The sequence below is a fragment of the Micromonospora sp. HM134 genome (assembly GCF_007833915.1).
Taxonomy (GTDB): Bacteria; Actinomycetota; Actinomycetes; order Mycobacteriales; family Micromonosporaceae; genus Micromonospora; species Micromonospora wenchangensis.
The window spans coordinates 1,340,571-1,362,287 of the sequence record NZ_CP041061.1; the positions used below are offsets into that span (position 1 = coordinate 1,340,571).

A 21,717-nucleotide genomic window follows, 5' to 3' on the forward strand; every position below is an offset into this window, starting at 1 on the left:
TCGTGGGGTTCGCTTGGACGGCAGGAACGATCCCGCCGCCGACGATCGCAGGGCCGCTCCCCAACACGCGCGGCTGGTCACGGCGGGAACGACGGCCCCGTCCAAGCCCATCCAGCAGATGTAAGCCCGGTGCTTCAGCGGCCACGGGTGTCCTCCCACAGCAACACGTGCAGGCGGCTGCTCAGGTGCCAGCCTCTTGCTATGACCGCGTCCGCGAGGTCCCGCAACCCGCCCAAGACTTCCTTGCTGTTGGTGCCTTCGGGCATCACCCACACCGGGTCCAGCCCGAACCGGTCCTGCAACCGGGCGATCTCGTGCAACTCCGCCGTGCTGGTGGCCACGAACTTGAACACGGCCCGCCCCGAGGCCGCCAGCGCTGAAAGTGCGGCCGGGTGGATGCGCCGCCGACCGTCCCTCGCCCCGGCGAAGCCGGGCAGCTTCGGAGACACGTTGAAGGAGGCCGTCGACGCGACCAGATCCGTCAGGGGAACGACGGTGCCGTTGGTCTCGATCTCTACCCGTCGCCCCGCCTCGGTGACCGCCTCCACCACAGGCAGCAGCCGATCCTGCTGCAACATCGGCTCGCCGCCGGTGATGACCAGCAGCCGCGTCGGCTGCGCCAACACCCACCTGACGACATCTCCGGCGGTGCGCTGGGTTGTATGCGCGCGCAGATCAAAGCGGGAGACATCCCAGGTGTACGGGGTGTCGCAGCGCGGGCAGGACAGGTTGCACCGCGACAGACGCACGAACACCGCCTGCTGACCGGCGCTCGGACCCTCGCCCTGCAAGGTCGGGCCGAACGTCTCCGCGACGAGCAACGGCAACACCGGCGAATCGGTCGTGGCTGGCGGCACGGCGGGCGTGGCCGGCGCGGTCATGACAGGCCCGACCCGTACTCGGCGAACGTGGATGCCGTCTCCGACACCCGGACCTTCTCCACCCGCACGGGGGCCGGGAGCCGCAGGTGGTCCCGGCACCACCGGTAGAAGTAGGCGGCGAGGTGTTCGCTCGTCGGCGGCGCGTCCAGGACGGCGTTGAGGTCGTGGTGGTCGAAGTGGTCGCGGACATGCGCGCCGAACGGGCCGAGTTCGGCGAAGTCCACGACAAACCCTGGCCGGGTCAGCTCACCATCGGTGACGAGGTGTACCTCGACGGTGTAGCTGTGCCCATGAACGCGCGCGCACTGGTGGCCTTCGGGCAGGTCGGGCAGCGAGTGCGCGGCCTCGAACCGGAACTGCTTGCCGATGCGGTGCATCAGCTCACCTCCGGTGTGGTGACGTACGTGGTCGGGTCCGTCACGCCGGCTACCTCGAACGCCTCGCGCCGCTCGACGCAGGTGCCACAGGTTCCGCAGTGCCGTTGCCCGCCCTTGTAGCAGGACCAGGTAGCGGCGAACGGCACGCCAATGACGTCACCGAGTCGGGCGATGTCGGCTTTCGACCAGCCGATGAACGGCGCGACGACGCGAAAGCCTGCGGGCAGGAATCCTTCGTTCGCTATCCGGGCAGCTGACTCGTAGGCGGCCAGGAACGCCGGGCGGCAGTCGGGGTAGATCGGGTGGTCACCGGCGTGGGCACCGAACCCGACCGCATCCGCACCGGCGGAGACGGCGCGCGCCACGGCCACATCGAGCATGATCGCGTTGCGGTTGGGCACGACCGTGGCGCGCATCGACGCGTCGGTGTAGTGCCCGTCCGGCACATCCACGCGGACGTCAGTGAGGGCCGATCCCGACAGCACACCGACGATGCCTGTCAGGTCAACCACGTCGTGTGGCACGCGCAGGGCCTCAGCGGTCCGTGCCGCGTAGCCCAGCTCGCGGCGATGTCGCTGCCCGTAGTCGTACGACAGCAGCGTCACCGCTGACCCGGCGCGATGCAGGGCATAGGCCAGAACCGTGCTGTCCATGCCACCGGAGACGATGACCACGACGTGCGTGGGCACCGGAGTGACCAACGGCAGTGCGAGGGTGTTCACGGCCGCGACCTCCGCCCGGCCACACTGAGAAACTCCGACCGCAGCGTGGCGTCGCGTTCCAGCGCGCCGCGCCACGTCGAGGTCACCGTCGAGGCACCCCGCGCCTTCGCACCTCGGAGAGTCATACAGAGGTGCTCAGCCTCGACGAACACCCCGATGCCACCGTGGTCCGGGACGACCCGCTGCAGTCCGTCAGCGATCTGCTGCGTGACGTTCTCTTGGACCTGAACGCCGCGTGTGGCGTGCTCGACCAGCCGCGCCAGTTTCGACAACCCCAACAGCCGAGCACCCGGGAGATATCCGACGGTCGCCGAGCCGACGAACGGCAGCAGGTGATGAGCGCAGATAGCGGCGAACGCCACATCCTGCACGATGACGAAGCCCCGATGCTTCGCCTCGTTGAGGAAGTCTGTCGCCTCGAACGGCGTCGGCGTCAGCATCTCGCCGTACGACAGCACCATCCGTTCCGCCGTCCGCCGAAGGTGCTCTACTTGGGTGTCGACGCCGAGCGCGACCAGCATCTGCTCAGCCGCGGCAACCGCAGCAGCGACGTCTGCACCCACCACCTGAACGGGCGCAGGTGCACGTGTTTCGATCACCGTCATTTGCCAACTCCTTGGTGTGAAGGTCCGAGCTGTAGCGCTGCGGAGTCCAAACATGGGTTCACATGCGAGGCTTGCTGCTCCGGTTGGAAGATGACGCCGCTGAGGTCGCCTGGAAGTAGCAATCAGTGCAGTCGTGTCAGGTCGAAGGTGACCCGGCTGACGCCGGAGCGGATCGCCCGTTCAGGAAAACCGAATGACCAGAGCAAATCGACAGCCGTTGTGTTGTCTCGCTGTTGTCTTCTAGCCGAGATCGAGTAGTTTCCGCAGTTGAGCGCGCATCTTGCCGGCTGCTTCGGGTTAGAGTGACGGCGATGACCGGGGAGGCAGGATGACGCGAGCGCCATCGCCACGAAGCCAACTCTTGGTGCATCCGCTGAGCTATGTTCGAGAACAGCGAAGCTGGACGCAGCAAGACCTTGTCAACGTCATCGCGCGCCGCCTGAACACCGCCGCACGGCGGGAGAAGGCGTGGCGTTGGGAGCGATGGGGCGTGGTGCCGGATGAAGATACACAGCTCGCACTGGCCGACGAGCTCGGCGTCGATCGGCAGACAGTCAAAGCGCTCGGATGGCCTCATTGGCTCCCGACCGGCCCGACGATCAGTACCGCAACACCGTGGACGTTCGATGGAGCAGTGGCCCTGCTTGACGATACGGCGGGGCCAGCGGTGCTAGACCGCCGAGGATTTCTGATCATGCATGCCGGGTTGGCTGTTGCGATAGCCGAGCGATGGCTTGCTGCCGAGCCTCCCAGAATCAACGCGGCGCTCCAGGGAGGCCGCGTCGACGCGGATCTTCTCGATTGCTTTGAACAGCGACTACCGGCGCTGCGCCGCATGGACGCCAGTCTTGGCGGCGGGAGCGTGCGTTCCCTGGTCGACGCGGAGCTTCGCCTGGTCACGGATCTCCTGCGCCACAGTAGCTACTCGGAGGCGTCCGCCAACCGCCTGTTGACAGTCGCCGCCGAACTGGGTCGGATCGCCGGCTGGGCAAGTTTCGACGCGGGCTTCCATGCTGCCGCCGAACGCTACTGGTTGGCCGCCCTCCACGCTGCACACTCCGCATCCGACCGCGCGGCCGGTGCCAACATCCTGAAGTGCATGAGCCTGCAACGAGTCGACACGGAACGCCCCACCGAGGCGCTTCGCCTTGCCGAGGCTGCGTGGGCTGGGGCGAAGAACGCGCCCGCGCGGGTACGAGCGATGCTTACTACTCGCCTGGCTCGCGCCCATGCGGTGCTCGGTGAATCGGTCGCGTGCGAACGACGGCTGGCAGAAGCCGACACGGAAATGTCCCGTGCCGACGATGAAACCAATCCCGCGTGGGCCAGCTACTTCGATCACGCGGAGTACTCGGCCCAAGTTGCCGCGTGCTACCTCCTCCTGCAACGGCATCAGGCAAGCGACCAATGGCTTCAGCAGACGCTCGCTCTCCAACCCGCCGAGCGCAGCCGAGACCGCGCAACCTACCTGATCTGGCGCGCCGACTCCGTTTTCAACCTCGGAGACATCGACCATGCGTGCGCCCTGGTGGCCGAGGCAGCCCCCGACGTCGCCGCCAGCCGCTCGGTGCGCAACCACCGCCGACTACTGGACATCCACGGTCGCCTGACGGTCCATCGACACCCCGCCGTAACCGCGCTGGACGAGCGCGTACGTACTCTGCTCGCATGAGTGAGGCCAGGCGCGTCGCTGTGATCACCGGCTCCAACCGTGGGCTCGGGAAAGCCATCGCCCGGGGCATAGCCCGGACCGGTGCCCACGTGGTCGTCACGGCTCGTACCGAAGAAGCCGCTGTGCGGGCCGCCGACGAACTATCGGCGGAAGGACTTTCCGCATCCGGCCATCAGCTCGACATCGCCGACCCAGCCAGCGTCGCTCGCGCGATGGCCGACGTGGGCTACCAGTACGGCCGGCTGGACATCCTGGTGAACAACGCCGGCATCGCCATCGACCGTGGTCAGACGGCGGCCAGCGCCGACATTGAGAAGGTGCGAGCAACCCTGGACACCAACATCATGGGAACCTGGCGCTGCTGCACTTCGGCCATCCCGGAGATGAGGAAGAACAAATACGGCAGGATCGTCAACGTATCCAGCCACATGGGCACCTTTGGTGAGATGGGACCGGGCAGCGTTTCCTATCGGGTATCCAAGGTAGGAGTGAACGCTCTGACCTGCATTCTTGCGGCTGAGTTGAAGGACGACGGCATTCTGGTGAATGCCGCCTCACCGGGAAAGGTCGACACTCGCCTGGCCTACGGAAAGGCAAACTATACGCCGGATGAGGCTGCGGATACCTTCGTGTGGCTTGCCACACTGCCCTCGGATGGCCCCACCGGAAGGCTCTTCTTCCAGCGACGGCCCTTAGAGTGGTAGCCCGCAGTGTCGAACACGATCCTGAATCGGTTCATCATCGAAGCGAGTTGAGGAGAACGGCGCGCCCCCGTACCGATTCCGGTTCGAGGCGGAGTTGGACGGCCTTCACTGATGCCCTGCGGGAGGGCGCGCTGACACCTCGACCGGTGTGGTCCTGGCGCAGGTCCAGGTCGCGGCGAAGTCGAACGAAATCCCCGCGTTCGCCCCGCTGCTGGAACAGGTCAAGGCACGGCTGGGCAGCCTGGCCGGGGTGGTGATCGTCGCGGAGGCCCTGCACACCCAGGTCGCCCACGCCCGCGCTGTCGCCGCTGCCGGCGGGGACCTGTGTGCCGGTCAAGGCCAACCAGCCGACCTTGTACGCCCAGCTCAAACGGCTGCCGTGGGCGCAGGTGCCGATCGGGGACCAACACCGCGACACCGGACACGGCCGACGCGAGACCCGCACCGTCAAGGCGCTGACCCTCCAGACTCCCGGCGGCATCGGCTTTCCCCATGCTCAGCAGGCCGTCCGGATCACCCGCACCCGCACCGTGGCCGGCGCGGACCCGGGAGACGGTCCATCTGGTGGCGTCACTGCCTGCCGCCCACGCCCAGCCTGCTGACCTGCAGCAATGGTCCCGGCTGGAATGGCATATCGAGAATCGGCTGCACTGGGACCGCGATGTGACCCTCGGCGAGGACGCCCACCGAGCCCGCACCGGCACCGGACCCGCCGTCGCAGCCGTCCTCCGCAACACCGCCATCGGATTCCACCGCGGCAACGGCGAAATCAACATCGCCCGAGCCACCCGACGCGCCAACCGCCGCCCACACGACCTCATCACCACCGTGACCAGCAGCTACCATCTGGGCCAGTTCGCCGCGCTGTTGCCTGAGCAGCCCGAGCCCGATCAGGCGTATCCGCTGAGCTGTAACCGTCGTCAGATCCCCGCCCGAGTCGTGTTCGATCAGCTTATCGCCGTGTGGCGCATGGCTCCGACTACGAGCATGGCGCGTCGGATGCCTGCTCGGTCCGCACGATCCGCCGCCTACTGCGTTATTGGCCGAGCCCGGTCTCGGCGAGCAGGTCCACGAACGGACGCTCGGAGTGTTTGGCCAGATGATCGGGTCTGAACCCGGCCGATGCCAGCGCCGCCGGTGCGATCACCATGGCCGCGTCCGCTGGCGGGTGGGCGGGCCGGCCTCCGGCAACGTTGTTAGGTGAGGAGCGTAAAAGTTGCAAAAATGGGCTATTTGGGACGTATGAAGAAAATCTGGCCGAGTACGGCTGCGCGGGAAGTGTCGCACACCTCTGGTACGACGATGCCTGGGCGTGGCCGAGCACCCTGATCTGGTTCGCGCCTAGGATTCGGGCACGATGGAGTGCTGCAGCGTCCCGGGGATGTGACGCAGCGTGTGGAGCGAGAGGGCTGAGCGTAGAACGATGACGGACGACACGGACGTGGGTACCGAGTTGACTGCCGCCGATATCGATGAGGTTGACGAGGTGGAGGCCAGTTCAACAGCCACGGGCGGGTCGCTGGCCGAAGACGAGATCATCGACTACATCACCGACCGCCCGGTCAAGCTGCGCGGCAACGAGGAGGTCCGGCAACGGATCGCCCGTGCGCTGTTCCTGGAGTACGGAATCTCTGTCGACGACATGGAGCGGGACTTTCCCATCCCGGTGTCGATCGACGGCCGCCGCCGGAGTATGAAGCGGGCGGATATCGCGGTGTTTGCTCCTGGGCGTGAGCACACCCTGGGCAACCTGCAGCGGGTGGTGGTGTGCAAGCCGGAACCGAAGGGCGGCCGAGCGGTCACCAAGATTCGGACCCACGACCAGGCGCAGAAAGACCTCGAAGCGCTGCAGGACCTGCTCGGGCAGGACCAGACCCCGCAGGCTCAGTACGGCATGTGGACCAATGGGCTGGACTTTTTCTTCCTGTACCGCGAGTCCACCCGGTTCGGAGTGAGCTTCGAGCCGCGGGCCGACTGGCCGATCGCCACCGACAGCGTCAGCGGCACGTTCGGCACGGCGGTACGCCTGCGGCGTGGCGAGGCCGCCATGCTCAAGACGGTCTTCCGGCGCTGCCACAACTTCGTACACGGCAACGAAGGGCTCCCTAAGGACGCCGCCTTCTGGCAGTTCCTCTACGTCATCTTTGCCAAGGTGCACGACGAGCGGGAGAGCCGTCGCCTGGGTGTACCGCGGCGCTTCTACGCGCTGCCGCAGGAACCGTTCACTAGCGAGGGGCGGCAGGCGATCCACGATCGCATACTCGCTTTGTTCGCGGACGTGAAGCGGCGGTACGACACCTTTACCGAGCGGGACGAGATCACGCTCTCACCCCGAGCGCTCGCGTTCATCGTGGGCGAGTTGTCCTCCTACGACCTCGGCGGCACGGACATCGACGTCAAGGGCATTGCTTACCAGGAGCTGGTGGGTACCAACCTGCGAGGTGACCGCGGCCAGTACTTCACCCCCAGAGGCGCGGTCGAGCTCATGGTGGAGATCCTGGATCCGCAAGAGGGTGACATCGTGTTCGACCCCGCCTGCGGGACTGGCGGGTTCCTACGGGCCACCCTGCGGCACCTGCTTAAGAAGTGGCAGGCCGAGGAGGGCACCGCCGGGCTGCCCGACACCGAGGAGCAGTTGGAGACTCACCAGGAGCGGCTGGCGGCGTACGTCGCAGGCCACCTGTACGGGGCGGACTTCGATCCGTTCCTGGTCCGGGCCACAAGCATGAGCATCATGCTGCTCACCGGGGTGACGGGCAACGTGTTCCACATGGACTCGCTGGCCTTCCCGAAGGGGCACCTGCCCGGCTTGGCCGAGGGCCGCAGGCGCCTGCCGCTCGACGAGCCGGTCGTCGACATCCTGATGACCAACCCGCCTTTCGGGACCGACATCAAGATCGAGGACGGGGATATCCTCGACCAGTACCGCGGCGGCGTGGCCCAGCCGTGGTCTCGCAACCGTGAAACCGGCGCGGTCGAGGCGACTCCTGGCAGCCGAGTCTCGGCGATGTCGCCGGAGCAGCTGTTCATCCAGCGGGCCGTGGAGTGGGTCCGACCCGGTGGCAGGGTTGGCATCGTCCTCCCCAACGGGATCCTGTCCAACCCCGGCCCGTCCGACGAGGGCATCCGGCGCTGGATCCTTGACAACTGCTGGGTGCTTGCCAGCGTTGAACTGCCCGTGGAGACGTTCGTGGTCGACGCGAACGTCAACATCCTTACCTCGCTGCTATTCCTGAAGAAGAAGACCGATCGCGAGCGGCTGGCCGCCGACCTGGGCCACCAGGTGGACTACCCGGTCTTCATGGCTGTGGCCGAAAAGGTCGGCTTCGACCGGCGAGGCAACCCGGTATACAAGCGGCGCCCCGACGGCGAGGTCATCACCGAGCCGACAGAGGAGGTTGAGAACGTTCGCCGCAACGGGGTCGAGACGATCCGGCGGATCCTCCGCCGACGCAAGGCCGTCGACAACGATCTTCCCGAGATCGCGAAGGCGTACCGGCGGTTCCGCGAGCGTCATCCCGAGCCCGGGGCACCGCGATGAACGGCCGGATCGACTGGTTCCCCGAGGAGACCCCGTGAAACTCGCCGAACTCGAAAATCCGGTCCGCGCCGCCTGGCTCGTGGACCAGGGCCTCCGCCTCGACCCCGGCCCATACGTCTCCGAGGGGTATGCGGCACGAACGCTGCTCCAGCGTTTTCCTCGGACTGAGCCGCTCCAGAAGGTCACCACCCGCATCTTTCATGCCGGCCGTTTCCGTCGACAATGGACCACCGATCAGCAGCACGGAGTTCCCTTTCTCGGAAGTGCAGATATCTTCCAGGCGGATCTTTCTAATCTGCAGATGATAACGAAGAGATCCTTCGCGGAAACCCCGAATCTTCCGCTGGAGCCAGGGTGGACGCTAATTACCTGTTCCGGCATGACATCTGGACGTGTCACCTACGCCAGGCTCAGCATGAACGAGTATGCCTGCAGTCAGGATGTGATGCGAGCCGTTCCCGACCGAACGAAGATTCCGCCAGGATACCTCTACACGTTCCTAGCTGGACCGCTTGGTGCTTCAATGATTAAGGGTGGTATCTACGGCACCAGTGTGCGGCATATCGAACCAAGTCATATCGCTGACATTCCGGTACCTCGACTCGGCGAAGAGACCGAACTGAAAATCGACGGCCTCATCCAGGAGGCCATGCAACTTCGGCAGCAGTTCGAAGACGGCATCCAGGCTGCCACGCAAGATCTCTTCAAATCCGCCGGACTTCCCGAGCTTCTCGACTTCCGCTGGCACGATCGGCCTCGCGACCTGGACTTCGCTCTTAGGGGAATGACCCCATCTTCCCTTCGCGCTATCAACTTCGCGCCTAGAGCCCGCAGTCTTGTTGATCGGCTGAGTGGCGTCTCCCATCGGACGCTTGGTGAAATCTGTGCCGGTGGCCTTCTCCGCACGGGTGCGCGATTCAAGCGAATTGACGCTACTCCCGAGGTGGGTGTACGGCTGATTGGGCAACGGCAGGCGTTCTGGATGCGGCCGGAGGGCCGATGGATCAATCCGAATCAAGCTCCACTGGATATCATGCAACGCGACGAGACAGTGCTTATCGCTGCTCACGGCACGCTGGGCGACAACGAGGTTTATAGTAGGTCCATTCTCGTAACGGGGAACTGGCTCAAGCATGCCTACAGTCAGGATTTCGTACGTGTTCTGAGTGGAACCGACGAAATTTCAGGTGCCTATTTGTTCGCCTTTTTACGCTCCGAAGTAGCCTTTCGGGTCCTCCGCTCGATGAGCGTCGGCGGCAAGCAGCAGGAATACCAGCCTACTCTGCTTCGCCAGTTGCCGGTGCCGGTGTGTACGGCATCCGACAGGGAGCGAATCGCTGAGACGGTACGGCAGGCGTACCGGGATCGCGACGAAGCTGATAGAAAAGAGGATCTAGCGTTTGCACTGTTGGACAAGGCGGTGCGAGAGGCGGCACGGTAGGCATGGTGGAGATCGTCGACGGGGGTCTTCCGGCCAACGACGCGGAACGCTTGGTGCTCAAGCACCTGGCTGAGCACGCCCCGGACGACTGGGTCATTCTGCACAACGTCGAGGTCCCGGTGCGTAGGGACTGCTACGAGATCGACCTGGTCGTGATCAACGGTCGGGGCGTCTGCCTGGTCGACGTCAAGGGGACCCGGGGGCGTATCGATGTCGCCGGTACCCGGTGGCACCCGGCGAGGCGAGCCCCGTTCCATTCGCCGGTACGCAAGTTGCGCGGACACACCCGGGCGGTCAAGGGCCTGCTGACCAATCATCAGCCGGGGCTGTCACGGGTGTATGTCGATCAGTTGGTGGTGCTGCCTTGGCCGGACGCCCGGCTGGTCGACCCGAACGACCGTGAGGACGCCGACGCGCTGCACGTAACCGATCTGGGTGGGCTGATTCCGGCGCTTGGGGATGTCTCCCGGGTCCGCTCCGGGATGCTGCGTGACGTCCGGCAGCACCGAAACACCATCCTCACGGCGCTGCATCGCAAGGTACGCCAACCAACCGGTCCCAAGAAGTTTGGCGACTGGGTGGTGTGCGAGCGACTCGGCGGCGACGACGAGGTCACCGAGTATCGGGCGCGAAACGCGATGGCTGGCACGTCCGAGACGGTTCTCCTGCGGGTGTACCGCGCGGACCCGTTCCTGCCGGAGCTCGAACGCGCCACTCAGCGGCACATGATCGCCAATGCGTACGAGGTGTTGGCAAAGTTACCGCCGAGCCCGTTCATAGTCGGACGGCGGACCTTCTTTGCCATCGAGGACGAGAGCCAGTTCGTGCTGGTTCTCGACGACACGCGCGGCCAGGCGTTGACCGTGCATCTGACAGATCCGCGGCAGGCGTTGGGCGCCGACGCGAAGCTGCGCGTCTTCGGTGACCTCCTGCGCGGGCTGGCGCACGCGCACGCCTACGGGGTGCTGCACCGGGCGTTGACGCCGGCCGCCGTACTCGTCTCGGACGTCAACGGCCGGGCACTGCTCACCGGGTTCGACTACGCCCGTCCCGAGGGGCCGCGGGACTACACGGTGGCCGGCCGACTCGTCGAGGTGCTTGACCCGGTGTACGTGGCACCGGAGTGCCAGGGGCACGCCCCGGCGATGAGCCAGGCATCGGACGTCTATGCGGCAGGTGTTGTCGGCTTCCAGCTGCTGACCGGTGAGGTGCCGTTCGCGTCGACGGCCGAGCAGTTCCAGAAGGGCAGCGAGCTGCCGTCGGCGGTGTTGGCCACCGCCGGTGTCGGTACGGCTCTGCAGGCGCTGCTGCGGCGGATGTGTGCCCGGGCACCGTCCGGGCGGCCGTCGGCTACACAGGCGTTGCGGGAGCTGCAACGCCTCGCCCGCATCGGCGCCGTCGGTTCCGAGGACAGTGGTCCTAAGCCGAAGCCGACGGCCGGCGTCGACTACGGGAGCCTGCCTGCCGGCTACCAGTTGACCCCCAAGTACCAGGTCCGGGACAAGCTCGGGTCGGGGCACTTCGGCACGGTCTACCGAGTGTATGACAACCTGGCCGATGAGGACCGGGTCGTTAAGATTGTCCACAAAGGCTCTGACTCGGTAGTCGAGCGGCTCAAGCGGGAGTTCCAACTCCTGCTTAACCTGCCACGGCACCGCTGTGTCGTTGAGGTACGCGACGCTGACTATCTCGATCTGGGCCGGGTGCCCTATCTGGTGTTCGAGTTCATTGACGGCCGCGACGCGAAGGTGCTGGTAGCCGAGCGGGCATTGGGGCCGGCCGACGTCGTGCGGTTCGGTATCGACGTGGCCGAGGGACTCGTTCACTTGCATAGTGAGGGGATTTCGCACTGCGACATCAAGCCCGCGAACCTGCTGCGGACGGATGCTGGCTGCAAGATCCTGGACTTCAATGTGGCGACCAAGGCCGACGACAGCCTGTCCCAGGTGGGTGGAACTCCGCAGTACGCCCCGCCCGACTTCGCCAGCGGCCCGCTTACCCGGGCGGATCTGGCCGACCGGGACGTGTATGGGCTTGGGCTGACGCTCTACGAGTTGCTTACTGGGGGGTGGCCCTTTCCAGGCAAGCATCAGGCCACAGGCGAGAAGGCGGCCGATCCGCGGACATACACCGGTCTGGGAAGCCTGTCCGATGTGCTGGTGGATATCGTGCTGCGGGCCATCGCGCCATGGCGCAGCGAGCGGTATGCCGACGCGGCCGAGTTCCTGGCTGTCCTGCGGTCGATCGGTGACCGGGTACACCGAGCGGTGGATGTCCCAGCGGAGTTGGCGGTGCCGGTCCCGGCAGCGCAGGCCGATCGGAACCTGTTCGTCGAGCACCTGCGGTCGCTCTACAGCCAGAGTGCCGGCAGCAACGCTGGTACCCGCAGCGGTGGCACGGGCGGTACCGGCGAGCGGATCGACCTCTATGTGGCGACAGCGCTCGACGCGAAGCTGACGCCGGCGGTCCTCGCCGGGCGGTACCGGTTGGTCATCATCACGGGCAATGCTGGCGACGGGAAGACGGCCTACCTGGACCGGCTGCTGCACGCCGCTCGCGCCGACGGACCGCGCGTGCCGGTGTACCGCGACAATGGCGCGGACTTCCAGTTGCTGGATGGACGCTGGCTGCGAACCAACCACGACGGCAGCCAGGACGAGGGGGACCGGGCTAACGACGACGTCCTGCTGGACTTCTTCGCCCCATTCGCCGGGGCCAAACCGACCGGTGACCCGCAGGAGACCAGACTCATCGCGATCAACGAAGGCCGGCTGGTCGACTTCTTGAGCACCCACGAGCAGCGTTTCCCGACGCTCGCCAAGCGGGTCCGTACCGGGCTGGCCGGCACCGCCGAGAATGGCCCGATCGCGGTGATCAACCTCAACCGGCGAAGCTTGCTGACAGAGGTGGACGACCTCGAAGCACCGGTCTTCGACCGCCTACTGGCGCGGATGACCGATCCTCGCCGCTGGGAGGCATGTAGGGGATGCTCGCTCGCGGCGACCTGTTATGCCCGACATAACGCCCAGACCCTCGCCAACGAGGGGGTCGGCCCGAAGATCGTGGCGCGGCTACGGACGTTGTTCTCCATGACAGCGCTACGGGGCGTGCAGCACCTGACCATGCGGGACATCGGCTCGGCACTGGCCTACCTGCTCACCAGCGGGCGCAGCTGCGAAGAGATCCACCAGTTGTATGCCGGCGACGACAGCGCTGCGGTCCTCGACGGGTTCTATTTCAACAGCTGGGCCGGGCCGGCGGGCGGCCGTGACCGACTGCTGTCCCTACTGTCACAGGTGGACGTCGCGGCCGTGGCTGACCCGGCACTCGACCGACGGCTGGACTACGTCGGCCCCGACGCCGGCCGGGCACTCATGGTCGTCGACCAGCGTGGCGACTACGACCTGCAGCTGCTCGCCGGGTTATTCGCGCGGCTGCCCCGGAGCGCTGCCGGCACTGCAGCCGAGGGCGACCTGCACCGCCGCTACCTGGCTGCGGCCCGTCGCAGATTCTACTTCGAATGCGTTGACGAGGAGCGCTCGGCCGTGATGCTGCCCTACCGGTCGGCTCTGGCGTTCATGGAGCTGCTCGCATCCCCCGACCGGGTACCCCGATACCTGACCACGCTCATCGCTGCGATCAACCGCGGGGAAGGGCTGCCCGGGGCGGCGGTCCCCGATGGAGCGCTGGCGCTGCAGGTGAGGGCAGTGCCAGGCGGCACAATCCGCAGCTACCGGCTGTTTCCTGCCAGTAGCCTCCGTCTTTGGCCCGCTGGCGACGCCGCCTCGACGTACTTGGAGGGCGGGTACCAGGAGTTGGTGCTCAGCCACCGAGGAGTCGCCGGTCACGAGGCGCGGCTGCGGATCCGGCTGGACCTATTCGAGCTGCTGTCGCGGCTCGGCGAAGGATACCTGCCCAGCGCCGCCGAGCAGCAGGGCCTGTACCTAGGATTGAGCATCTTCAAGCACGAGCTGTCGGCAACGCCATACCGGGAATTGCTGCTCACCGTGACGGGCTGGGACGTGCACCGGATCCGCATCGCCGACGGCGGCGTGCTCGTGATGGACGGCGGCGTGACGGTCGTGGATGGCGGGGAGGCATGATGGGGCTGCACCGCGACGACCGTGAGTTCCGCCATCCCGGGGTCAGCTTCCTCGACTACAAGCAGCTCGACATGGATCGAGTGCTGACTGGGCTGCTGCCGCGGCTGTGGTGGCGGGGGTCGTCGAGCGTCGTGATTGGGTCGCCGAACGACGTACCGGTCGGTGAGTACGCGGCGACCATCCTGGAGAGCACGGCCTGGTTCCAGGGGTTCGATCCGGAGATCACCCACCGTTGGGTCGAAACCTGCCTGCTTGATCTGATCAACCGGGGCAGGCAGGGGCAGGCGGTCGCCGGCCTGCGCCCCCTGCACGGCTTCGCCTACCGGTACAGGGTGGCCAAGCGTTCCCGCCCGTACGGCGCGGACGAGCAGCTCTACTGGATGATTTACCACGAGCCGGGCGGGCGAGGACCGCGAATCCTGGACAGCCTCAAGCAGTTCTTCTTTGCCGGCATCGACGCCCATACCGGATCGCCCACGCCGACGGCCGGCGACGGCGTCGACGTGGAGACCCAGGCTCTGATCAACCTCTCCCAGGTAATCCACCGCAAGGTCACCGATCGGGAGGCCAAGGCGGCCCAGGGCTACCCGCCGCTGGACCCGGACTCGGCGCGGCTGCTCGTCGATGACGTGATCCGGCTGCTGTACCACCAGGAGCTCATCCCGCGATCGGTGCTCGTCGACCACCTGAAAATCCTGTTCGCGTTTCACCTTGCCCGCTACCACCTGAGGCTGATGCGGCTGCTACCGCTGCGGATCGCCGGTGAGGCCGCCGACCCGCCGTGCGGGTTCTTCCTCGACGTCGCCGGGGTACCCGGTACCTCGCCGGCCGTCCTAGCCGAACGCAGCGCGCGGCACTGGTACGCGCGGATGTCCGAGTTCATCCAGGCCACCTTCACGGTCAAGAAGCTCGACGACCTAGCCTCGCACCTGGTGAAGATCGGCAAGCTGCACCGGCCGCCCACGGGCGTGTTCGCGGTGCCCGAGTTGCTGCGCCTACTCGGCCCGTCCTACCGGGTCGACCGGGACAGGTTCGCCGAGTCCCGGCTGCCGAGAGTCCTCGAAGCGCTTCAGGAACCTGGACAGGATCTGGATCCCGCCACCGCCGACCTACTCGACCTGGGGCTGGACCCGTTCACCACCTACATCGAGATCATCGCAAGTTGTCGGGTGGCGTTCCACCGCAAGTACCTCACCGGGTGCCTGGACGCGCTGCTCTTGAAAAACCGCCCGGGGGCGATGATCGCCCAACCGCGGCGTGGCGAACGCCGGTTCGTCCTCGACAGCCGTCTGCTGGAGGTCCTGCTGCAGCTAGCGCTGCTACGCCCGGACGATGCTGGAGGGCTACACACCGAGGCCATCCGGGTCGACGAGTTCCTCGCCGTGCTTCGCGAACGCTATGGCCTGTACATCGACCAGTTGCCGCCCGGTGACGGGTTCAGTGTGGCCAACCTCGCTGATCAGTCCACGCTGCGGGCCAACCGGGCAGCGTTCGTCGCGAAGCTGCGCCAGATCGGCTTCTACAACGATCTGTCCGACGCGTACCTCACCCAGACCATCACCCCCCGGTACCGCCTCACCTCGGCTGGGACATCGCGATGAGTACAAGCACAGGACTGCGGGAGATTACCGACGCGGACTTCGACGAAGCCCTGGAACGAGTCCTCGTGCCCCGGTTGTCCGGCCTGATCGCGGGCCGGGGGCCGGGCCACTGCGCCCGGATCACCGACATCCCAGCCCCCCTGGCCGAGCGGCTGTGCCGGCGGCTGCGCGACGCCTCAGGCCGCAGCGCCCAGATCCACGTCCTCGGCCAGCCGCCGGTGGTGGCCGCCGACGTCGCTGTGACCAGCACCAAGCTGGTAGAGCTGCGCAACCCGGACGCCCAGGGTCGGCAGCGCCCGGTCCTGCTGGTGTTCATCCCGCCGGGCGTGCACGTCAGTGCCGAGGACTCCTTCGACGTGGCCACATTCGAAGACGTCACGCTCGGTGCGGTTTACCCGGAGCTCGTCCAGCGGCTGCTGGCTAGCGTGCCGGCCGAGCTTCGCCACGACATCGGCGAGGTGTTCGCCGTCCTCGACGACGTCGCTGCCGTGGGGCGGGCGGGCGTCGGCGCAGGGCGGCCGGTCGGGGCGGCTGAGCGGGCACGGTACCTGCTAACCGTGGGAGCCAACGACCACGACCGGCAGGCGGCCGGCGCGGCGTTCTTCGAACTCGGTCTGGTACCTGACTTCGAGGTCTTCACCGACCCGGCCAACCTCCGCACCAAGGTAGAGCGCAACGCCAGCCGGGTCCGCACCCTCAGCACACCGGACCGCTCGGTACGGCAACGGGTGCTCACCCTGCGGCTAACCGACCGGGCCTTCCGAGCAAGGCTTGCGGACTTCCTCGTCCACACCGGCCTGGAGGATCCAAGGACGTGGACCCGACGAATCGTCGTCGACCACGCGAACTGGCCACTGGCCTTCCACCGCTGGCCCCTGCCCGACGAGCAGCCCGCACCCACCGTTACGATTGAAGTCGACGACCTGAATCTGCCGCTGGCCGGCAGCAGCCAGGAGCACGCCAAACACCCGGTGCTCGCCAACATAACCGGGCAGCCGTACCTCCTCACCGGCCCAACCGGACCAGCACAGCTTCCCATTGCCTTTCGGGTCGAACCCGACCCCCGAGGAGTCACCGGCCTGGCCAAGTTCGCCGTGCGTCTGGTTTCGGAGGATGCCGGACCGACCGGCGTCCAGGCCACCGTCAAGGTCTCCACCACGGCCCGGGACCCGTACAAGGCCGTCCTGAAGAAACTCCGCGCCGCTCACCTGGAACCCGGCTGGCACTACCTGCACGTCCAAGCGCTCGACGCGGCCGGCGTCCCACTGCCCACCGCCACCAACCAGGGTCGCGCGCCGATTAGCACCGCAACAGGCAGCACGGCGTCAATCGGCCATCCCCCCGAGGAGAGCGACCGCTTCTACGTCGTCGCCGACGGCGACCTCGATGAGCCTCCGCCGCAGCAGCGTGTGAGTAGGGGGCACGGCGTCACCCAGGTGCTGAGACAGCTGCAGTTCGCCGCCCTCGCCGAGGGGCGCGACTGGCGCGCAACCACCTGCCGTTCGGCAGCCTGGAAGGACCCCGACCGCACAACGGTGGCGGCCGGATTCGGCGCGCGAGGCAGCACCGACATCGTGCTCGGCCCGGTCCTCGGCACCCTGGAGCGGGAAATCCTGGCCGCACCACGACAACTGCGCCCCTGGCGGATCAGGGTGGCGGCCGGCACCCAGCCGCAGCTCGATCCCCCCATGGCGCACGACCCCGATCCAGTGGGCGGCCAGCTGGCCAACACCGACGAGCCGACCAGCGTGCTTCTGCAAGCACGCGCCACGGTGTTCCAAGCCATCAGCGGCACCGACGAAATGGTTCTGGCCGGCCGGGACCTGTCCGATCTCCGCGAGCCGATCATCGCCTACGCCCAGGCGTACGCCACCGCCCTCACCGCGTATCTGCGCCGCGTGGAACAGCCGGCCGCCGGGCCCGGACTGCTGCGTGACCTCGCCGGGCTACTGCGTATCGACACCGTGACGGTCGACCACCGTGACGCTGGCGGTGCCCACCGCGAGCTCATCCTGATCGCCCCTACCCATCCCGTCCGGATGCTGTGGCTGCTGACCTGGGCCGAGCTGGGCCGCAAGTGGCTGGACGACGCGACCGCCGCCTCCGTCAACACGATCGCCGCTGCCGGCCACACGCTCCTAGGACTCGATCCAAACGGGTTTCCCCTGACCGTGGTCACTGATGACGGGCGACTGACCATGGCTGCCGCGAATCTCACCCCGTACTGGGGCGTCTGCCTGCCCTCCGAGACCCAGGACCCGCAGACGCTACTCATGGATCTGGCAACGGCACTGAAAGTCGCCGGTGGGCCAGCGGCGGGAAGCGCGGTGTCAGCTACCGCACTGGCCAACCGCCTCGAACGGTACCTGCGCATGCATCCGTACGTCCGCACGCTGGTGGTATGCGTGATCAACCCGGGCCGCGGCGAAACCCTCGCCGACACTCTGGTCGAACTCGAACGCCGACCAGCGATGCGGCACCTCACTTACGACCTGCGTCTGTTCACCACCGACCCCCAAGCCCTCGACGTCGGCGAAGCGCTCGCCGAGCTCCTGCGCGGGACCTGGAGCGCCACAGCCGAGGCAGAAGTCTTCTGCACGCCGAGCCACACCACCCTGATGCCAAAACTGTCGGTCGCTGTCCGACCACTCGACGAGTACCGTTCCGCCACGAGCCAGCACAGCGCCCACGTGACCATCCTGTTCGATGCATTCGCTGGCGAGCAGTTCGACGTGGGCGACGACCTTGATCCCGTCCCCGTCCCGGTCCACGGCCTCGTCCAGCCCATGAATCTGAAGTTCAACGACACCAGCACGGGGGTGGCCTGGCACAAGCAACCCCGTCATGGCAGAGCGCGTGAACTTCCCGACGCCGAGGAGTGCTCGGACCTGCTCGCCGCACTACCGGCAACCATCGCCGCAGCCACCGCGACCGTGACCACCGGGGAACCCGGACTGGGACGGGTTCCCCGGATCACACTCAGCCTTGACACCGATGACACCGCTCTGCTGCATCAGGCCCATCGGTATAGCGACTGGGTAATTACCATCGACCGCACCCTGGGCGTCGAGTACTTCGATAGCCCAGGCAGCACCCGCAGGCCCAGCTACGTCATCGACTACGCACCGGACGGCGACGCCGGACTCAGCCACCACATCGTCGTCAGCTCCCGCTCGATCGACGAGCTGCGCGCCATGCTCACCCCAATGGTCGAACAACACGGCGTACAAATTGACCGGCGCCACGCCGGTACGTTCTTCGACCAGCTACGGCTGCTGTCCGGACGGCTCGCCTTCAAGATCGCATCGGCCGCGCCTAACCAACGCACCGAGGTCCTAGGTCTCGCCATGGCGCGGCTTTACCTGGACTACCAGGGCGCTCTCCAGGATCAGATCCTGGTCCCGCTCGACGCGCACCTAGAGCTCTACCGCGAGGCCCGCCGCCGCGCCGACGAGATCGCCGAAAGCGTGACCCTGCACCGGACGGACCTTGCCCTATTCAGCCTCGACGCACGTCGGCGAACCATCACCTGCCGCCTCGTCGAAGTCAAATGCCATACCGCCTTGACCACCATCACCGACCTGCAACACCTCAAAAACACCATCGTCGAGCAGCTTGACCGCAGCGCAACCGTCCTCGCCGAGAGCTTCGACCCCCAGCGTCACCAGCCCGACCGCCCTGACCGTCCGGTCCGCAACACCGAGCTGGCCGCACTGCTGCGCCACTACCTCGGGCGGGCAGTACGGCACGGGATCATGAATCCCGAAGCCGCAACCGAGGCGCACTGGCTGCTCGACCACCTCGACTGGACATACCGCTTCAACTTCACCCGGACCGGCCTGATCTTCGACCTCTCCGGCTCGGGAGCCAGCGTCGACTCCGAAGCGGGCGTCGAGTTCCACCGGATCGGCCGAGACATCATCGAAGACCTCATCGGCGCGATCGAGACCGATCCCGTGCTCGCAGCCCGAGGAGCCGCTGACAGCCAGACTTCGCCGACGATCACCCGGCGAGACCTCGCCGTCCCGCGGCTCGCCGAGGCAGCATTCCAGTCACCCGCAAGACCACATGAGATCCCAAGCAACGAGCCCGTGCAACCAGAGCAACTCCCGGCTGCCGCAGACGATGTCGTTGACGATCAGCCCCTCCACGACGGCAGCACCGGTGATACAGCCGAACCGTGGGTTCGCGAACCGGACGAGCGGCAAGACCCAAGTCGACCGACCGAGCAAACGGCCCTCCGAGGGGGCGAGCAGAACCCGGCCGTGGTCCCGGACGTCGTCGTGGGCGCCAACCGCCAGTCCCCGCAGTACGGCATCATCGGTGAGATCTCCGGCAAGCGGATCGCGCTCGACCTCAACGAGACCCATACCATCAGCCTCTTCGGGGTCCAAGGTGGTGGCAAGAGCTACACTCTCGGCTCCATTATCGAGGCCGTTTCATTGCCCGTTCCGTCTCTCAACCAGCTGCCCAGGCCGCTGGCCACCATTGTGTTCCACTACAGCCCGACGCTCGACTACCCGCCCGAGTTCGCCAGCATGGTGGCGCCCAACGACGACGCTGAGCAGGCCGCGCGACTCCGCGAGCGCTACGGGGCCGAACCAGCGGCGCTAACCGACGTGGTCATGCTGGTGCCGGCCGACCAGGTCGAGCAGCGACGCAAGGAGTACCCGGCCATCGAGGTTCGCCCACTCAAGTTCGGGTCGGGTGAACTGCGCGCCAGCCACTGGCGTTTCCTCATGGGGGCTGTCGGCAACCAGTCGACCTACATCCGTCAACTCGGCCGCATCATGCGTGCCAACCGCAGTGCGCTCTCACTCGATGCGCTCCGCACCGGCATCGACCAGTCCACGCTGTCCGACCAAATCAAGCAGCTCGCCCACCAACGTCTCGACCTCGCCGCCGACTACATCGACGACAGCACCTGCATCCAGGACCTGATCCGTCCCGGTCGGCTGGTCATTGTCGACCTGCGGGACGAACTCATCGAGAAGGACGAGGCCCTCGGCCTGTTCGTCGTGCTCATGGAGCTGTTCGCGGAGGCCACGAATGCAGGTGAGCGTTTCAACAAGCTCGTCGTCTTCGACGAGGCCCACAAGTACATCGAAAGCCCCGACCTCGTGTCTGGCCTCATCGAGAGCGTCCGCGAAATGCGCCACAAAGGCATGAGCATCCTTGTCGCCAGCCAGGACCCACCCTCCGTCCCGATCCCCCTCATTGAGTTGTCCAACCACGTGATCCTGCACCGGTTCACTTCACCGGCCTGGCTCAAGCACCTGCAGAAAGCCAATGCCGCGCTTGCCGACCTCACACCGGCGAAACTAGCCGCGCTCGGGGTCGGCGAGGCGTATCTGTGGTCGAACAAGTCCACCGATCCAGCCCTGACTCGCACCGCAGTCAAGATCTCGCTGCGCCCACGGGTGACCCGGCACGGCGGCGGTACGCGAACGGCAGTCGAATAGAGGCCGTCGGGAGTGTGGCGTTTTCGGCTCTGTCTTACATTCGGTGGTGACGGTGAGTGCCGGTTAGCCGAGCAGGATGCGGTGTCGCAAAAGGTCGAATCCGGCGCGTCCGTACATCTGTCGCTTGATCAGTTTGGTTTCGGTGTTGATGCCTTCGGTGCCGCCGTTGTGGAAGGGCTGGGTCAGGGCGGCGTTGACGGCGTCGCGGTCGAGGCCGCGGGTGAAGGTGTGTAGGTGGGGAAGGTTTGCGGCCTTGACCTCGGTGATCCACGCGGTGAGACGGTCGTCGTTGCTGTCTGCGGGGGTGAGGAGCGCGGTGAACGAGCTGATGAAGCCGGCCAGTGCGGTCATCTGCGGGCAGGCGGCGGTGAGAGCGGCGACGAGTGTCCGCTGATGGTCGTTGGAGGTACAGGGGTGAGTTGACTGACATGGCTCGGGCGCGGAGCGATCCGCGCTTTCACCTGTCGCGGGTCAGGGTCTTCGGTGGGGTGATCACCGGCAGGTGATCAACGCGTCCCTGTGGAAGCTGCGTACCAGGGGCTTCCTGGCGAGACCGGCCCGAGCGCTACGGGCCGTGGAAGACCGCGCACGAGCGGCTGCAGATCTGG

12 protein-coding genes and 2 pseudogenes are annotated in these 21,717 nt (G+C 66.5%); 9 read left to right on the forward strand and 5 right to left on the reverse strand.

The genetic code is table 11. The features are described from left to right. Positions 1–134 precede the first annotated feature (134 nt). From FJK98_RS06345 to folE, 4 genes are read right to left on the reverse strand one after another with little or no spacing between them, the layout of a single operon-like run. Positions 135–881 (reverse strand): 7-carboxy-7-deazaguanine synthase QueE, encoded by a 747-nt coding sequence (locus tag FJK98_RS06345; RefSeq protein ID WP_145918194.1) that lies wholly within the window; start codon positions 879–881, stop codon positions 135–137. Continuing rightward, positions 878–1,258, reverse strand: coding sequence for a 6-carboxytetrahydropterin synthase (locus FJK98_RS06350; RefSeq protein ID WP_145918195.1), 381 nt, complete (start codon positions 1,256–1,258; stop codon positions 878–880). The genes FJK98_RS06345 and FJK98_RS06350 overlap by 4 nt, the downstream gene beginning before the upstream one ends. Beyond that, positions 1,258–1,980: a 7-cyano-7-deazaguanine synthase QueC gene (gene queC, locus FJK98_RS06355; RefSeq protein ID WP_240762646.1), complete on the reverse strand. Its 723-nt coding sequence runs from the start codon at positions 1,978–1,980 to the stop codon at positions 1,258–1,260. Before queC ends, FJK98_RS06350 begins: the two co-directional genes overlap by 1 nt. Then, a complete protein-coding gene (gene folE, locus FJK98_RS06360) occupies positions 1,977–2,585 on the reverse strand; it encodes a GTP cyclohydrolase I (RefSeq protein ID WP_145918196.1) in 609 nt (202 codons plus the stop codon). The genes queC and folE overlap by 4 nt, the downstream gene beginning before the upstream one ends. Positions 2,586–2,949: 364 nt before the next feature. Here folE and FJK98_RS06365 point away from each other — a divergent pair, with 364 nt between their 5' ends. The 8 genes from FJK98_RS06365 to FJK98_RS06405 all read left to right on the forward strand — a co-directional run bounded on the left by FJK98_RS06365 (position 2,950) and on the right by FJK98_RS06405 (position 21,109). Beyond that, positions 2,950–4,257, forward strand: a complete 1,308-nt coding sequence (locus FJK98_RS06365) for a transcriptional regulator (protein WP_240762918.1) — start codon at positions 2,950–2,952, stop codon at positions 4,255–4,257. Further along, complete coding sequence (locus tag FJK98_RS06370) at positions 4,254–4,961, forward strand: SDR family oxidoreductase (RefSeq protein WP_145918198.1); 708 nt, start codon at positions 4,254–4,256, stop codon at positions 4,959–4,961. The genes FJK98_RS06365 and FJK98_RS06370 overlap by 4 nt, the downstream gene beginning before the upstream one ends. Positions 4,962–5,525: 564 nt before the next feature. Continuing rightward, on the forward strand, positions 5,526–6,074 hold the full coding sequence (locus tag FJK98_RS33880) for a hypothetical protein (RefSeq protein WP_240762648.1): 549 nt from the start codon (positions 5,526–5,528) through the stop codon (positions 6,072–6,074). Between the two features lie 310 nt (positions 6,075–6,384). Beyond that, positions 6,385–8,502: an N-6 DNA methylase gene (locus FJK98_RS06385; protein WP_145918199.1), complete on the forward strand. Its 2,118-nt coding sequence runs from the start codon at positions 6,385–6,387 to the stop codon at positions 8,500–8,502. 34 nt (positions 8,503–8,536) lie between these two features. Further along, on the forward strand, positions 8,537–9,943 hold the full coding sequence (locus FJK98_RS06390; protein ID WP_145918200.1) for a restriction endonuclease subunit S: 1,407 nt from the start codon (positions 8,537–8,539) through the stop codon (positions 9,941–9,943). A gap of 2 nt (positions 9,944–9,945) precedes the next feature. Further along, positions 9,946–14,046, forward strand: a complete 4,101-nt coding sequence (locus FJK98_RS06395; protein ID WP_145918201.1) for a serine/threonine protein kinase — start codon at positions 9,946–9,948, stop codon at positions 14,044–14,046. Then, entirely contained in the window at positions 14,043–15,647 is a 1,605-nt protein-coding gene (locus tag FJK98_RS06400) for a hypothetical protein (RefSeq protein WP_205789402.1), read from the forward strand. The genes FJK98_RS06395 and FJK98_RS06400 overlap by 4 nt, the downstream gene beginning before the upstream one ends. Further along, entirely contained in the window at positions 15,644–21,109 is a 5,466-nt protein-coding gene (locus FJK98_RS06405) for an ATP-binding protein (RefSeq protein WP_145918202.1), read from the forward strand. Before FJK98_RS06400 ends, FJK98_RS06405 begins: the two co-directional genes overlap by 4 nt. 63 nt (positions 21,110–21,172) lie before the next feature. Here FJK98_RS06405 and FJK98_RS06410 read toward each other — a convergent pair. After that, positions 21,173–21,529: pseudogene (locus FJK98_RS06410) on the reverse strand (transposase); the annotation flags it as partial. A gap of 8 nt (positions 21,530–21,537) precedes the next feature. Between FJK98_RS06410 and FJK98_RS34760 the strand changes: the two are divergent. Beyond that, positions 21,538–21,717 (forward strand): annotated as a pseudogene (locus FJK98_RS34760) (transposase); the annotation flags it as partial.